The organism is Pseudomonas sp. BF-R-19, assembly GCF_019956445.1.
In the GTDB taxonomy this organism is placed as follows: Bacteria; Pseudomonadota; Gammaproteobacteria; order Pseudomonadales; family Pseudomonadaceae; genus Aquipseudomonas; species Aquipseudomonas fluorescens_BH.
The window spans coordinates 16,896-32,143 of record NZ_JAHBDN010000081.1 but is presented as its reverse complement, the minus strand read 5'-3'; the positions used below and the strand labels follow the sequence as shown (position 1 = coordinate 32,143).

Sequence of the window (15,248 nt, the reverse complement as noted above, 5' to 3'; positions counted from 1 at the left end):
GTGACTGAAACTGCGAGTCATTCGCATCCGTTGCGGTTCTACACAGGTCATGAGTCATGAAGTCCAGGGCAAAATCGGGTTCGGTCAAACAATGGTTGGGTGTGTCTGCGTTGAGCTTTTCGGCATTGGCGTTGTTGCCGCTGAGCGTGGCGCTGGCCGCAGAGGCGGGCAGCAGTCAGCCCCGTGGGCAATTCAATTTCGCGCTGGCCGCCAAACCGCTGCCCCAGGCCCTGAGTGATTTCAGTCGAGTGACCGGCATCAGCGTGGTCTACACCGATGAAGCGCCGTATGGTCTCAATGCGCCGGCCATCAATGGCCAGATGAGCGCCGAACAGGCTCTGCAGCGACTGCTCACTGGTTCGGGCTTGACGTTCCGTCGCACTGACGGCCACACCATTGCACTGGAACCACGGCCGACTGAAGGCGCGTTGAACCTGGGCGCGACCTCCATCACCTCGGTGATGGATGACTCCATGAGCTACCAGCCGCCCCCCACCACTTCAGTGATGCGCTCCTCGGCCCCGGTTCAGGAGATCCCGCAGACGATCAACGTCGTCCCGGCCCAGGTCATCCGCGACCAGGCGCCGCGCAATCTCGATGACGCCCTGGCCAATGTCAGCGGTATCACCCAGGCCAACACTTTGGGCAGCACCCAGGACTCAGTGATGGTCCGCGGCTTTGGCGACAACCGTAACGGCTCGATCATGCGCGACGGCATGCCGATTGTGCAGGGGCGTGGCCTCAACGCCAGCGTGGACCGGGTCGAAGTGCTCAAAGGGCCGGCCTCGTTGCTCTATGGCATTCAGGATCCGGGCGGCGTGGTCAACATGGTCAGCAAGAAGCCTGAGCTTGAGCAGTACAACGCACTGACCGCGCGCGGTTCGAGCTATGGCGACGGCAAGAACGGCAGCGGCGGCGGTCTCGACAGCACCGGAGCCCTCGGCGATTCCGGACTGGCCTACCGCATGGTGCTGGACTACGAAGATGAAGATTACTGGCGCAACTTCGGTGTGCATCGCGAGAGCCTGATCGCGCCATCCCTGGCCTGGTACGGCGAAAGCACCAAGCTGCTGTTCTCCTATGAACACCGCGAATTCCTCACACCGTTCGACCGCGGCACGCTGATCGATCCACGCACCAACCATCCGCTGGACATCTCGCGCAACGAGCGTCTCGACGAGCCGTTCAATAACATGGAAGGGCGTTCGGACCTCTATCACTTCGAGGCCGACCACGAACTCAACGACAACTGGAAAGCCCATTTCGGCTACAGCTGGAACCGCGAAACCTACGATGCCAGCCAGGTGCGCGTGACCGCCATCGACACCAAAAAGGGCACCCTGACCCGCAGCATGGACGGCACCCAGAATGCGATCAGCACCGACCGGTTCACTACCGCCAGCCTCGAAGGCAACGTGAACGTGCTCGGCATGCAGCACGACCTGCTCTTCGGCGTCGATGACGAGTACCGCAAGATCTACCGTGAAGACCTGATCCGCCAGAAAAGCCTGACCACATTCAGTTACGTCAATCCGGTCTATGGTCAGGAAGTGGCGGGCACCACCGTCAGTGCGCCTGACAGCGCGCAGACCGATGAACTGCGCAGCGATTCGATCTTCCTGCAGGACTCCATCCACCTCACCGATAAGTGGATCCTGGTGGCCGGCGCGCGTTTCCAGGCGTACGACCAGTACGCCGGCAAAGGCGTGCCGTTTCACGCCAACACCGACAGCAACGGGCAGAAATGGGTGCCGCGCGCGGGCCTTGTGTACAAGTACACCGATGCCTTGTCGTTCTACGGCAGTTACACCGAGTCGTTCAAACCCAACTCCACCATCGCGCCACTGAGCGGTAGCAGTACCGTGCTTGACGGCGGTATGGCGCCGGAAGAAGCCAAGTCCTGGGAGCTGGGTGCCAAGCTTGATCTGCCGGGTCGCGTCACTGGCAATATCGCGCTGTTCGACATCAAGAAACGCAATGTGCTGGTGGCCAACGCCGAAGGCCCGACCACGATTTACAGTGCCGCCGGTGAAGTGCGTTCCCGTGGCCTGGAAGTGGACCTGAGCGGTCAACTGACAGATCGCTGGAGCATGATCGGCAGCTACGCCTACACCGATGCCGAGGTTACCGAAGACCCGGTTTACAAAGGCAATCAGTTGCAGAACGTGGCGAAGAACAGCGGCTCGTTGTCAGCCGTCTATGACTTCGGCAGCGTCATTGGCGGCGATCAGCTGCGGGTCGGCGCCGGAGCGCGTTATGTGGGCGAGCGCGCGGGCAACGCGGTGAACGATTTCGATCTGCCGAGCTACACCGTGGCCGATGCGTTCGCCACCTACGACACCAGGGTGGAGGGGCAGAAGGTCAAGTTCCAGCTCAACGTGAAGAACCTGTTCGACCGTACCTACTACACCTCGGCGGCGAGTCGGTTCTTTGTGTCGATGGGCGATTCGCGGCAGATTTCGCTGTCCAGCACGCTGGAGTTCTGATGACAGACCGCGTCATCGTTCTTCGCGAGCAAGCCCGCTCCCACAGAGGAATAGGGTAGCCACAAAACCGGTGAGCACCGCCAATTCCTGTGGGAGCGGGCTTGCCCGCGAAGGCGGCAATTGAGGCGCCGAAGATCCCAGGCCTAGCGCAAAAACGCCTGCCGATATTCACCTGGCGTCCCGCCAAGTGACTGGCGAAACCGGTTGGTGAAATGGCTGGCACTGGAAAAACCGCAAGCCAGTGCAATCTCTCCCAGCGGCTGCGAGGTCGTGCGCAGCAACTCCCGCGCCCGGTCAAGGCGCCGCGCCAGCACGTACTGGTGGGGTGGCAAGCCGAAGCTTTCGCGGAACATCCGCGCGAAGTGGTATTCCGACAACGCGCACAACGCCGCCAATTGACCGAGGCTGATGGCCTCGTCCAGGTGGCTGTCGATGAACTCCACCAGATGCCGACGCTGATGCGCGGCCAAGCCGCCTTTAAGGCGCAAACCCTGACGCACGTTGACCTGGCTGAGCAGGGCGTGGCTGAGCAATTCGTGAGCCAGGCTGCTGGTGAGCAGGCGCTCGCCCGGCTCGTCCCAGTTCAAGGTGATCAACTGCCGAAAGCGCAGCGCCTGCTGTGGATCATCGAGAAAGGTCTGCTCGCGCAGCTGCATTTGCCGTGGTTCGCGATCGAGCAGGGTGACGCAGCCGAGGGCAAACTGTTCGGGGCTGAAATACAGGTGAGCCAGGCGAATATCGCCATTGATCACCCAGCCTGACTGGTGATCGGCCGGGAGGATGCACAGTTTGTCCGGCCCCCCCTTGTTGCCGGGCTGGTCGCGGCGAAAGGTGCCGGTGCCGCCGGCGAGGTAACAGGACAACGTGTGGTGGCTGGGCGCTTCGTATTCCTGGGCGTCGTGGTGATTGCTCCACAAGGCTGCAGACAAGCCGTCACCGAGCTCGGCGCTGTGCTCGAGGCGAGCATTGGGCGAGCGGTTGAGGGCTTGAAAGACTTGTAGGGTATCCAGTGCCGCCATGATCGTTGCTCTCTAACACCTGCATCCAACGCCTTGCATCCTACTCCGTAGACGCGCGCCTGCCAGCGTGTCGCCAGACAAAAGCGCAAGTTTATGCAAGTGCGCCAGGGCGTAGCGCCGGACACTGGGCACCTATCGAGGAGCCTTAGTCATGAACCTTTCTTTGTACCTGCTGACCGTGCTGATCTGGGGCACCACCTGGATTGCCTTGAAATGGCAACTGGGTGTGGTGGCCATTCCCGTGTCGATCGTCTATCGCTTCGGCCTCGCCGCGCTGGTGCTGTTCTTGATCCTGCTGCTCAGCCGGCGCCTGCAAGTGATGAACCGACGCGGGCACCTGATCTGCCTGGCTCAGGGCTTGTGCCTGTTCTGCGTCAACTTCATGTGCTTCCTCACCGCGAGCCAGTGGATTCCCAGCGGTCTGGTGGCCGTGGTGTTTTCCACCGCCACCCTGTGGAATGCCCTCAACGCGCGGGTGTTCTTCGGTCAGAAAATCGCCCGCAATGTGCTGATGGGCGGTGCGTTGGGCCTGCTGGGGCTGGGACTGCTGTTCTGGCCGGAGCTGGCCGGGCACACCGCGAGCCCGGAAACCTTGCTCGGTCTCGGTCTGGCCCTGTGCGGCACCTTGTGTTTCTCGGCGGGCAACATGCTTTCGAGCCTGCAACAGAAGGCCGGTCTCAAGCCGCTGACCACTAATGCCTGGGGCATGGCTTACGGGGCGGCGATGCTCACGGTGTGGTGCCTGATCAAAGGCATTCCCTTCGATGTGGAGATGAGCGCGCGTTACATCGGGTCACTGTTGTACCTGGTGATCCCGGGATCGGTGATCGGTTTCACTGCCTACCTGACGCTGGTCGGGCGCATGGGGCCTGAGCGGGCTGCGTACTGCACGGTGCTGTTCCCGGTGGTGGCGCTCAACGTATCAGCGTTCGCCGAGGGTTATCAGTGGACGATGCCGGCGCTGTTAGGGCTGGTGTTGGTGATGTTGGGGAACGTACTGGTGTTTCGCAAACCCAAAGCTCCATTAGAGCTGGGCAGCGGAAAATTGGCCTGACAGGGTGACGTCGAGTGCCGATGTTCTCAGCGCTCGACTTTCATTGCGATGAAAATCAATAGCGGAAAGAGGAAGCCGACAATGTGCCGGGCCCAGTCCTTGTAGTTCCATGTTTCCGACCTGTCCATGTTGAACCATTCTGTGCCTATCACTTGAAAGCCGAAGTAATAGAGGAAAAGTGCGATCAGTAATCCGATTAATGCAGGTTTTTTGGCATCGTGAAAAATCTTCGGGCTAGCGTTGATGTTTTTAAAAAGGTAATAGGTTCCGATTAGGCAGAAGAGGGTGTAGACCACTTCAAGTGTAATGATCAGCCAGTAGATACGGTGTTGCAATAGGGTTGAAGTAATGGCCCTGTCAGGGTATTTGTGGCCATCACTGGTGGTGTCCATGCTCAGGATATGGGCGAGGTATTCAAAGTTTGTCGTGTAGTCGGTGAGGTTGCTGTATAGCATAAGCAAACCAAAGAAACTGAAGGATAACATTAGTATGGCTTTGCTGAATCGAATAATTTGGCTTGTTGTTAGTGGGTTCAAGTTGTTGATCTCCGTTATTGTTCCCGTTGTGTTCGGGTAAGTAGGGAGAGTCTATCGCGTGGTTTTATTATTTGTTTATTGACTGAATTGCAGGGTGTGTATTCAGTGAATTGCTTAACAGGATACAAACGACTTTTTGTTGTTTGTTCTAAACGGGCAGGCGCCTGCAACGCCTGCCAGCTTTACATTAACCCTTCCAGACTTGCGGGTTGACCAGGTCCTGCGGTCGTTCCCCCAACAGCGCACTGCGCAAGTTGGCCAGGGCACGGTTGGCCATGGCATCGCGGGTCTCATGGGTGGCCGAGCCGATGTGCGGCAAGGTCACGGCATTTTTCAGCTGGAACAGTGGCGACTCGGTCAGCGGTTCTTTTTCGTATACGTCCAGCCCGGCACCACGAATGCGGTTGTTTTGCAGCGCTTCGATCAGTGCTGGCTCATCCACCACCGGACCACGGGAAATGTTCACCAGAATGGCACTTGGCTTCATCAGCGCCAGCTCGCGATGGCTGATGAGGTGTTTGGTCTTCTCGCTGAGCGGTACCACCAGGCAGACGAAATCAGCTTCGGCCAGCAATTGATCGAGGCTGCGGTACTGTGCGCCGAGTTCCTGTTCCAACTCGGTCTTGCGGCTGTTGCCGCTGTAGATGACCGGCATGTTGAACCCCAGGCGACCGCGTCGGGCGATGGCCGCACCGATATTGCCCATGCCGACAATGCCCAACGTCTTGCCATGCACATCGCCACCGAACAGCTGCGCACCGACAGTGGCCTGCCATTGTCCGGCCTTGGTCCAGGCATCCAGTTCGGCGACGCGGCGCGCGCTGCTCATCAACAGGGCAAACGCCAGGTCGGCGGTGCTTTCGGTGAGCACATCCGGCGTGTTGGTCAGCATGATCCCGCGCTCGTTGAAATAGGCCAGGTCATAGTTGTCGTAGCCCACCGAGACGCTGGACACCACTTCCAGGCTGGCGGCGTTCTCCAGCTGCGCACGACCGAGTTTGCGACCGACGCCGATCAGGCCGTGGGCGTGGGGCAGGGCTTCGTTGAATTGGGCGTTGATGTCGCCGTTTTTCGGATTCGGCACGATGACGTCGAAATCCTGTTGCAGGCGTTCAACCATTTGTGGGGTGACGCGGCTGAACGCAAGGACGGTCTTTTTCATGGGGGGGCGGGCTCGTCGGGCGGTGAAGAATGATGAGCACGCTAACATTCTTCACGGGATTTGTGCGAGTCGTCAGGCGGTCAATGCAAGCTTGCAGCTTGCGCTGCTCCATCCAGTTATACTGCCGCACTTCTTATACTGTGGCATCCGGCCCACTCACCGGGCCCGACATTTCATGCACCACCCGGAGCTTTCATGACTTCCCCGAAACAACCGCCAGTCGCCGACGCCCTGAGCGACGCACAGGCAGAGCTGCCAGACAGCGTCGACTCCAGCGCCGACAGCGAGACCAAAGCCGAAATCCCGGCATTCAAGTTCCCGTTCAAGCCGGGTGATCTGGCGGCCGCCAAGGGCTCCAACCAGCCGTGGTACAAGAACGGCGCCAAGAATGGCCACACCAAGACGCCGGGCATGGCACCGCCGGGGACTCGGCGGTCGATGGGTAAGCGCTGAGTTCTTAAGTCTGCGGTGCCTGATCTGCCGTCTTCGCGAGCAAGCCCGCTCCCACATTTGGAATGCATTCCTCCTGTGGGAGCGGGCTTGCTCGCGAAGGGGCCAGCACAAACACTGCAAATTCCGAATCAAACCGCCCGCAACGAAATAAACGAGTAATTCGTCGGCGCATCCGCCGCCACTTGCGCACCGGCGGCCAGCACTTGCTCCGCAATATCATCCCCCGACACATGAAACCGCCATTCGCTGCCCCACTGCGGCAACGTTTGCCCGGCCAGGTCGTCGATGATCGCGGCGAACTCCGCCATATCCGGAAGATAAGCGGTAAACCCGTCGCCCTTCAGGGCCGTCGTGCGAATCCCCAGCAACGCACAAATCGCGTCCTTCATCAGAATGTCATTACGATCCGCCTGACGGGAGCGCTGGATCAGTTCCGACAATTCCCGGTCGACCAACTCACCACCGACAATCAGGTCCGGTCCATTTTCCCACGACTCAGGCGGACATTCCTTCACGGCGGTGTTCAAAGGTAGGTGCGGATTGATTTCCATCGGATAGATACGGCACACCAACGGCCGGCGTTCGTAGATGCGGCATAGGTTGTCTTCGTCAAGATTTCGGCAGGGGCCGACATTGTAGGCGGCGACAGTGATGGCCACGTACGCATCGGATTCTCCGCTGCGCACCGCCGCCGAACGGCGTTCGGCGTGTTCCCGTTGTTGCACCGGCAGACCCAGGCCATTACCCAGAAACGCTTCCACCAGCACGATCACCTGACCACCTTCGGCTGCCCACATCCGGGCTTCGCTCAGGGTCAGGGGCACATGGTGGTCATTGCAGCATTTGCCGCAGCCTACACAGGAAAACGTTGTATTCATCGAGCGTTCGTTCGCATCACAGGGCATGACACGGCGACAGAATGCCGCCGCAAAAGCCGCTATCGAAGCAAATTATGCGCCACTCAGTTTGCCTTGCCGGCCGGGCGGATGGAGTCCCATTCGGTGACGTACGCGGTTTTGCTCTTTTTGTTGTACAGGCACAACCCGGTGCCTTGTGCGCCTTTCATGTGCTTTTGCGGGTACTGGCCCTGGAGCAGGAGCGCGGTGTAGCCGACCCGGTCATCGAACTGCGCGACGGTGCCGACCGGTTTGCTGTCCTTCAGGCCGCTGGCCTTGGTGCAGCTGGTGAGTACGGCTTTATCGTAGGTGGCCCAGGCGTCGGGGCTGGAGGCGTGGGCTTGGGTGGTGAGGGCGGTGAGGGCGGTGAGGCAGAGAATAGTCAGGGTTGCTGCTTTCATGGTTCAGGCATCCTTGGTGCTGTGACTGAAAGGTGAGTATGCCTGAAGGTTTTGAGGTGGTTGTGCCGGCCTCTTCGCGGGCAAGTCGGAACGCCGCACCGCCGCTCCCACAGTAGTCGAGTGTGGCCACAGATTTTGTGTACGACGGGTAACCTGTGGGAGCGGGCTTGCTCGCGAAGGCGGTACATCAGTCGGGAACCGGCTCCCGGCGGACCGCACGCATTCCGACGCTTTCATACAAGCGCCGCGCCCGAAGGTTGTCTTCACGTACCTTCAGGTCCACGAAACCTTCACGTCGCTGCTGGAACACCTTGAACGCCTGCAACAACAGTGCACGCCCCAACCCCCGGCCCTGAAACCGCGGATGCACCACCAGGTTCTTGATATAGGCACTGGTCCAGCACTGGCAAACGCCCACCACTTCTCCGGCATCCAGGGCAATCAAACACAGGGCCGGATCATATTCCGGGTCGGTTTCGAACTGCCGTTGCCACATGTCCAGCGCGGCTACGCGACCGCCGCCTTCTATATAACCGAACTCCATCAACCGGTGCACGGCGGCGCCCAGTTCGGGGCGGTACTCACTCAATTGCAGGCCGGCTGGCCAATCGGGGGCCGGCACGACGACAGAGAGGTCGCGCCGCATCAGCCAGCAGAATTCTTCGTTCAACACTCAATAACCCTGTTCGGCGACAGCCTTGGCCGCGGTGATCAGGCACTGGGTCAATTCCGGCGAAGAGAATTTGGTCAGCACCGCGTTCGCCCCCGCCAGTCGTGCTTTCTCGGCGTTCATCGCACTGTCCAGCGACGTGTGCAGCAGGACATAAAGATGCGCGAAATCCGGGGTTTCCCGCAGGGTGCGGGTGAAGGCGTAGCCATCCATCTCCGACATTTCGATGTCCGAGACGATCAGGTTGATCTGCTGCGCGGTGCCTTGCAGGTCCAGCAGGCAGTCGATGGCTTCCTTGGCGCTGCGGGCCGTATGGCATTGCAGGCCAAGGTTACGCAGGGTGTGCACCGATTGCTGCAAGGCGACCTGGCTGTCATCGACCACCAGGATGCGCGCGTTGCCGAGCAGTTCGGCGTCTTCCATGCTCAGTTCGGTTGGCGCCATCTCGATTTGCGCCGGGGCGATGCCGTGGATGACTTTTTCAATGTCCAGCACTTGCACCAGGGTGCCATCGACCGACGTCACGCCGGTGATGTAGGCGCGCAACCCACCGGAGCCGAAGGGCGGCGGGCGGATGTCGGTGGTCAGGCAATGGACGATCTTGCTCACGGCCTGCACATGCAGGCCCTGCTTGGAGCGGCTGACGTCGGTGACGATCAGGCAGCCGCCGTTGGGGTCTTCCAGCGGACGCTCGCCAATGGCCCGGCTGAGGTCGATCACCGACAGCGAGGCACCGCGCAGGGTGGCGATGCCTTTGACGTGGGGGTGCGACTCCGGCAGTTTGGTCAGCGGCGGGCAGGGAATGATTTCACTGACCTTGAGCAGGTTGATCGCCATCAGCTTGCCACTGCGCAAGGTAAACAGCAGAAGCGAAAGTGAGTCTGCGCGGGCTTTGGTGGAGGACATAGGAACCTTCTCTGGAAAAAGGTGACGGGCAATCCCGGGATCGCCAATGACATCGATGCCGGGTTATCGACTTGTTTGGAGCAGGCTTTAACAATTGCGGTGAACAGTAAGACGCCATCGCGAGCAGGCTCGCTCCCACATTAGATCGTCGTCGTTCACACATCCTGTGGGAGCGAGCCTGCTCGCGAAGGGGCCTTCACTTCATGCCGAGCCTTTTAGCCATCCGCCCCAGGTTCGCCCGATCCAGGCCTAGCTCACGGGCCGCGCTTGCCCAATTGTTGTTGTGCCGCTCCAGGCAGGCACCGATCAATTGGCGCTGATAATGCTCGGTGGCCTCGCGCAAATCGCCGGTCAGCGCTTGCGTGATGGTAGCGACGGGTTGCTCGGCGACGGCTTCAACGCTGGCATTGGGCAAGTCGAGGTCGGCGGCGCTCAAGCTGAGAATCTTTGGCCGCTCCTTGCAATTGCCCAGGGCTTTCAAGGCGCTGCGGCCGATCAAGTGTTCAAGCTCGCGCACGTTGCCGGGCCAGTCGTAAGCCAATAGCGCGGCTTGGGCGTCACTGTTCAGGCGCAGGCTGTTGAGGCCCATGCGCGAGCGGTTCTGCTCCAGGAAGTAGCCGCTGAGCAGCAACACATCACGCCCGCGATCGCGCAGGGCCGGCACCAGTAGCGGATAAACGCTGAGGCGATGGTAGAAATCGGCGCGGTAACGGCCGCTGCGCACTTCTTCGGCGAGATCGCGGTTGGTCGCCGCGATCAGACGCACGTCGACCTGATGCTCCTGGTCCGAGCCCAGTCGCTGCAGTTGACCGCTCTGCAGCACCCGCAGCAACTTGGCCTGCACGGTCAGCGACAACTCACCGACCTCATCGAGAAACAGCGTGCCGCCATTGGCCAGTTCGAACTTGCCGCGGCGGTCGTTCATCGCCCCGGTGAAGGCGCCGCGGACATGGCCGAACAACTCGCTTTCCACCAACGTGTCGGGCAACGCGGCGCAGTTGAGGCTGATGATCGGTTTGTCGGCGCGGGGCGAGGCGGCATGGATGGCCTGGGCCACCAACTCCTTGCCGACCCCGGTTTCGCCGGTGATCAACACGGTCAGGTCGCTGCCGCCCACCAGGCTGATTTCTTCGACCAGACGCTTGTGGGCCTTGCTCTGGCCAATCATCTCGCGATTCTGCTGGCCGCTGGCCTGGCGGTAGACCTCGGCGCGTTGATGTTCATCTTCGACCCGGTTGTTCAAGCGCTCGATGCGCTCGGCGGCGTTGACCGTGGCGGCCGCGAGGCTGGCGAAGGCTTGCAGGGCATCCAGTTCGATCGGTTCGAAGCGCTCCGGGTCGAGAGCATCGAGGGTCAGCAGGCCCCATGGGCGCTCGTCGATGAACAATGGGCAACCCATGCAGTCGTGGACTTCCAGATGATCATCCAGGCCATCGACCAGGCCGTCATAGGGGTCGGGCAAGTCGCTGTCGGCAGCGAAACGGGTCGGGCCGGGGCCGTTGAGCAGCACTTCGAAACGCGGGTGCTCGCTGACCTTGAAGCGCCGACCGAGGGTGTCGGTACTCAAGCCGTCGACGGCCAGCGGCACCAGCCATTCACCATCGAGGCGCAGCAGGGCGGCGGCGTCACACGGGAGCAGGGCGCGCATGGCTTCCAGCAGGCGGCGATAACGCTCGCCCTCGGGCAGTTCGCGGGACAGGTCGGAGACCAGGGGTAGCAGGGCGGTGAGCAGAGATTTTGCAGTCATAGTGACTCCGTGTAGTCGGTATGACTATAAAACAGGCAGTGTCGAAATGACTATTACGTTTTTAACTTATTGATTTTTAACGATTAAATAGTTGGCATGAAAACTGATAAGCATAGGGTAATCCGTTAGCAACCCAAGAAGACCAGGAGTCACCTTATGCTGAGCGCTCAAGACCGTGCCATCGTCAAATCCACCGTGCCGCTGCTCGAAAGCGGTGGTGAGGCGCTGATTACGCACTTCTACCGCATGATGCTCTCCGAATACCCGGAAGTCCGCCCGCTGTTCAACCAGGCCCACCAGTCCAGCGGTGATCAGCCGCGTGCGTTGGCCAACGGCGTATTGATGTATGCGCGCCATATCGACCAACTCGACCAGTTGGGCGACCTGGTGGCCAAGATCATCAACAAGCATGTGGCCCTGCAGATTCTGCCTGAGCACTATCCGATTGTCGGCAGCTGCCTGCTGCGGGCCATCGCCGAAGTGCTGGGCGAAGAGATCGCCACCCCGGAAGTGATCGCGGCCTGGGGCGCGGCCTACGGCCAACTGGCAGACATCCTGATCGGTGCCGAAGCCAGCATCTACGACCAGAAAGAACAGGCACCGGGCGGCTGGCGCGGGGCGCGGGAATTCATCGTGGTGGACAAGGTCGAGGAGAGCGCCGAGATCACCTCGTTCTACTTCGAACCAGCGGACAAAGGCCCGATCCTGGAGGCAGAACCCGGCCAGTACATCGGCATGAAACTGGTCCTCGACGGTGAAGAGATCCGTCGTAACTACTCGCTGTCGGCGCTGGCGAACAAAGGCCAGTACCGCATCAGCGTCAAGCGTGAAGCCGGTGGCCGCGCTTCCAACTACTTGCATGACCAGTTGCATGTCGGCGCCAGCATCCAGTTGTTCCCGCCATCGGGCGAGTTCATCCTGACCGCCAGCGACAAACCGCTGGTGCTGATCAGCGGCGGCGTCGGCATCACCCCGACCCTGGCGATGCTCGAAGCGGCGCTGGAGACTCAGCGGCCGGTGCATTTCATCCACTGCGCGCGCAACGGTAGCGTCCATGCCTTCCGCGACTGGATCGACGGCCTGGCTGAGCGTCACCCGCAACTGAAGCGCTTTTATTGCTATTCCGAGGACGACGGCGTGAGCCCGGCGGCGCACAAGGTCGGTTTGTTGAGCCAGCAGCAGTTGCATGCATGGCTGCCGGAGCAGCGTGATCTGGATGTTTACTTCCTGGGGCCGAAAGGTTTCATGGCGTCCATCAAGCGCCATCTCAAAGCTTTGGGTGTGCCGGAGAAGCAAAGCCGTTATGAGTTCTTCGGGCCGGCAGCGGCGCTGGAGTAAGCGGTTGCGGCGGCTCGGGAGACCGAGTCGCCTGCTTCGCGAGCAAGCCCGCTCCCACAATTTGATCTGCGTACGACGCGGACCAATGTGGGAGCGGGCTTGCTCCGGGCGGCGCTCCGACGAATGCCACACCTCGGCCCTGAACTGAATAAAGTCAGAAAGTTAATCCCTTCTTAACCGCCTTATCGTCTATTCCCCCCGAATCCCCCTCACATGCTCCAGACTCTCAAAGGTCCGGGCCAGCGTGTAGACTGGCGGGCAATCGATATCTTGAAGGGAAACGCGATGAGCGATGAATCCATGCGGTTGGGGCGTGAACGGCGCTACCTGGTGTTGTTGGGCATCATTTGCCTGGCGCTGATCGGCGGTGCGCTGTACATGCAAATTGTTCTGGGCGAGGCCCCTTGCCCGCTGTGCATCCTGCAACGTTACGCGTTGCTGCTGATCGCGATCTTCGCCTTCATCGGCGCGGCCATGCGCGGCCGTCGCAGCATCACGGTGTTTGAAACCCTGGTGGTGATCTGTGCCGTGGCAGGTGCAGGCGTTGCCGGGCATCACGTCTATACGCAGTTCTATCCGGCGGTCAGCTGTGGCATCGATGTGCTGCAACCGATTGTCGATGACTTGCCGCTGGCGAAGATCTTCCCGCTGGGTTTCCAGGTCGACGGTTTCTGCTCCACGCCATACCCGCCGATCCTCGGTCTGTCGCTGGCGCAGTGGGCGCTGGTCGCCTTCGTGCTGATCGTGGTGCTGGTGCCGCTGCTGACGTCGCGTAACCGCAAGGCGTTGCGCTGAGGTCATTTGCCGCCACGCATTGTCGGACAAAAAAGCCCCGTTCCTTGAAGAGAGGACCGGGGCTTTTTTTGTCTTGCAGAGCGCATTTCAGAGGCGGGGTAAAAAGACCGTGACGGGTGGCAATCAAGGGTGTGACATGTGTGCGACATGTTGTCACAGAGCGAGTGTCGCAGGGCGTTCGAGGAGGCCGGATTGGTGCATGGAAACGTAACGAAATCGGGTAGTTTTTCAGGCTTGCGGTTTTTTCCATTGCGGGCCCGAACAGGCAGTTTTAACAGGCTCGGGCGAATGGCCGGAGCCCCCGTCATATCGGGCCTTGGGCAAGGTCAAGGGCAGAGAGGAAAGACCCGATACTGTCTGAACCGTGGGTGGAAGACCTACTTATTTTGGTGTTTTTGTTGAGAATGAATTTCGATAAGATGCGCCACTTTTGCGAAAACGGGTAATGATTGTTGCCGGTTCGGATAAAAATTATTTCGGGATGAGACATGGTTTATAAAACGCTACATATCTACAATCGCCCGCACTGAATTCCCGGCACTGCTCAAATCTTAATCAGGGGTGAGCAGAAACAGGGTGTCGAGAGGTCTGGTGGCTTCATGCGATGCCCAGGTGTCGGAGCCTCCAACTACCCGCACCAAATGGAATTGGTCTGTAACAAGGCCTTTGACCACGTATTCGAATAAGAACTCACCGCAGGCCCGGGATTTGTCGTACAGCGTCTGACGCACGACGGGCATGCCCTTATTCAATCCAAGAAAAATGCCAACCCTTGGCAGGGTGAAGTGTTGGCGATCAAAACCCAACTGCATTGCGCAAGCTGCTTTAGAGGTCGTGAGATGAGTAAAAACAGGTACCCCAGACTACTAGGCTTATTGCCGCTGATCGGCACGTTGTTGCTGTCAGGCTGCAACATGACCTTGCTCAATCCCAAGGGCCAGGTTGGTCTGGACGAGCGAAACCTGATCATCACCGCAACGCTGCTGATGCTGTTGGTCGTGGTGCCGGTCATCGTCATGACCTTCCTGTTCGCCTGGAAATACCGCGCGTCCAACACCAATGCCACCTACACCCCGAAATGGAACCACTCCACCAAGATCGAGATCGCGGTGTGGGCTGTTCCTGTGCTCATCATCGTTGCCCTGGGTTACGTCACCTACAAGTCGACCCACGCCCTTGACCCGTACAAGCCGCTGGAATCCGACGTCAAGCCTGTGACCATCGAAGTGGTCGCGCTGGACTGGAAGTGGCTGTTCATCTACCCGGAACAAGGCATCGCCACGGTCAACAAGATCGTGTTCCCGGCGCACACCCCGATCAACTTCCGGATCACTTCCGACGCCGTGATGAACTCGTTCTTCATCCCTGCGCTGGGCGGCCAGATCTACGCGATGGCGGGCATGCAGACCAAGCTGCACCTGATCGCCAACGAAAACGCCGAGATGGACGGTATCTCCGCCAACTACAGCGGCGCGGGTTTCACCGGTATGAAATTCAAGGCGATCGCCACTTCCCAGGAAGATTTCGACGCTTGGGTAAGTGAAGTCAAAAAGGCACCTAAACAGCTTGAACAAGCTGAATACGCAGCCCTTGCCAAGCAGAGCCAGAACAACCCAGTCGAGCTCTACTCCTCGGTGACGCCGAACCTGTTCCAGACCATCGTCGACAAGTACGAAGGCATGAAACCGGGTCCGAAAGTGAAGCACGAGAAAGAAGAGAAAGAAGTGGCCGCTACGCAAGGAATGGACATGAACGCGCATTCAGCTGCCGGGGCAGAGGAGTAAA

The 15,248-nt window shown here is 59.8% G+C and carries 15 protein-coding genes; 6 read left to right on the top strand and 9 right to left on the bottom strand.

What is annotated here, in order from left to right:
- Positions 1-56: 56 nt before the first annotated feature.
- Positions 57-2,486 carry a TonB-dependent siderophore receptor gene (locus KGB28_RS23155; protein WP_223448050.1) on the top strand — a complete coding sequence of 810 codons (2,430 nt, stop codon included), beginning with the start codon at positions 57-59 and terminating at the stop codon, positions 2,484-2,486.
- Positions 2,487-2,629: 143 nt separating this feature from the next.
- On the opposite strand, the gene KGB28_RS23150 is transcribed toward KGB28_RS23155, so the two are convergent.
- Positions 2,630-3,505: a helix-turn-helix domain-containing protein gene (locus KGB28_RS23150; protein WP_223448049.1), complete on the bottom strand. Its 876-nt coding sequence runs from the start codon at positions 3,503-3,505 to the stop codon at positions 2,630-2,632.
- 151 nt (positions 3,506-3,656) lie between these two features.
- Between KGB28_RS23150 and KGB28_RS23145 the strand changes: the two genes are divergently transcribed.
- Positions 3,657-4,559: a DMT family transporter gene (locus KGB28_RS23145; protein WP_223448048.1), complete on the top strand. Its 903-nt coding sequence runs from the start codon at positions 3,657-3,659 to the stop codon at positions 4,557-4,559.
- Positions 4,560-4,585: 26 nt separating this feature from the next.
- Here KGB28_RS23145 and KGB28_RS23140 read toward each other — a convergent pair whose 3' ends face one another.
- Positions 4,586-5,095, bottom strand: a complete 510-nt coding sequence (locus KGB28_RS23140; protein WP_223448047.1) for a DUF2165 domain-containing protein — start codon at positions 5,093-5,095, stop codon at positions 4,586-4,588.
- Positions 5,096-5,282: 187 nt separating this feature from the next.
- Entirely contained in the window at positions 5,283-6,257 is a 975-nt protein-coding gene (locus KGB28_RS23135; RefSeq protein WP_223448046.1) for a 2-hydroxyacid dehydrogenase, read from the bottom strand.
- A gap of 195 nt (positions 6,258-6,452) precedes the next feature.
- On the opposite strand from KGB28_RS23135, the gene KGB28_RS23130 reads away from it, so the two are divergent.
- Entirely contained in the window at positions 6,453-6,710 is a 258-nt protein-coding gene (locus KGB28_RS23130; RefSeq protein ID WP_150727373.1) for a hypothetical protein, read from the top strand.
- A gap of 128 nt (positions 6,711-6,838) precedes the next feature.
- On the opposite strand, the gene KGB28_RS23125 is transcribed toward KGB28_RS23130, so the two are convergent.
- The 5 genes from KGB28_RS23125 to norR all read right to left on the bottom strand — a co-directional run bounded on the left by KGB28_RS23125 (position 6,839) and on the right by norR (position 11,330).
- Positions 6,839-7,588 (bottom strand): YkgJ family cysteine cluster protein, encoded by a 750-nt coding sequence (locus KGB28_RS23125; protein ID WP_223448045.1) that lies wholly within the window; start codon positions 7,586-7,588, stop codon positions 6,839-6,841.
- Positions 7,589-7,671: 83 nt separating this feature from the next.
- Positions 7,672-8,007 (bottom strand): hypothetical protein, encoded by a 336-nt coding sequence (locus KGB28_RS23120; RefSeq protein WP_223448044.1) that lies wholly within the window; start codon positions 8,005-8,007, stop codon positions 7,672-7,674.
- A 187-nt stretch (positions 8,008-8,194) separates the two neighbouring features.
- Positions 8,195-8,653 carry a GNAT family N-acetyltransferase gene (locus tag KGB28_RS23115; protein WP_223448204.1) on the bottom strand — a complete coding sequence of 153 codons (459 nt, stop codon included), beginning with the start codon at positions 8,651-8,653 and terminating at the stop codon, positions 8,195-8,197.
- 27 nt (positions 8,654-8,680) lie between these two features.
- Complete coding sequence (locus KGB28_RS23110; RefSeq protein WP_008046758.1) at positions 8,681-9,583, bottom strand: chemotaxis protein CheV; 903 nt, start codon at positions 9,581-9,583, stop codon at positions 8,681-8,683.
- A 196-nt stretch (positions 9,584-9,779) separates the two neighbouring features.
- Positions 9,780-11,330 (bottom strand): nitric oxide reductase transcriptional regulator NorR, encoded by a 1,551-nt coding sequence (gene norR, locus KGB28_RS23105; RefSeq protein WP_223448043.1) that lies wholly within the window; start codon positions 11,328-11,330, stop codon positions 9,780-9,782.
- 156 nt (positions 11,331-11,486) lie between these two features.
- Between norR and hmpA the strand changes: the two genes are divergently transcribed.
- The gene (gene hmpA / locus KGB28_RS23100; RefSeq protein ID WP_223448042.1) at positions 11,487-12,668 is read left to right on the top strand and encodes an NO-inducible flavohemoprotein; all 1,182 of its coding nucleotides are present in this window, start codon (positions 11,487-11,489) and stop codon (positions 12,666-12,668) included.
- A gap of 285 nt (positions 12,669-12,953) precedes the next feature.
- Positions 12,954-13,463, top strand: a complete 510-nt coding sequence (locus KGB28_RS23095; RefSeq protein ID WP_056728475.1) for a disulfide bond formation protein B — start codon at positions 12,954-12,956, stop codon at positions 13,461-13,463.
- Positions 13,464-14,014: 551 nt separating this feature from the next.
- On the opposite strand, the gene KGB28_RS23090 is transcribed toward KGB28_RS23095, so the two are convergent.
- Entirely contained in the window at positions 14,015-14,275 is a 261-nt protein-coding gene (locus tag KGB28_RS23090; protein ID WP_150754932.1) for a hypothetical protein, read from the bottom strand.
- Between the two features lie 27 nt (positions 14,276-14,302).
- Between KGB28_RS23090 and cyoA the strand changes: the two genes are divergently transcribed.
- On the top strand, positions 14,303-15,247 hold the full coding sequence (gene cyoA / locus KGB28_RS23085) for a ubiquinol oxidase subunit II (RefSeq protein WP_223448041.1): 945 nt from the start codon (positions 14,303-14,305) through the stop codon (positions 15,245-15,247).
- Position 15,248: the final 1 nt, after the last annotated feature.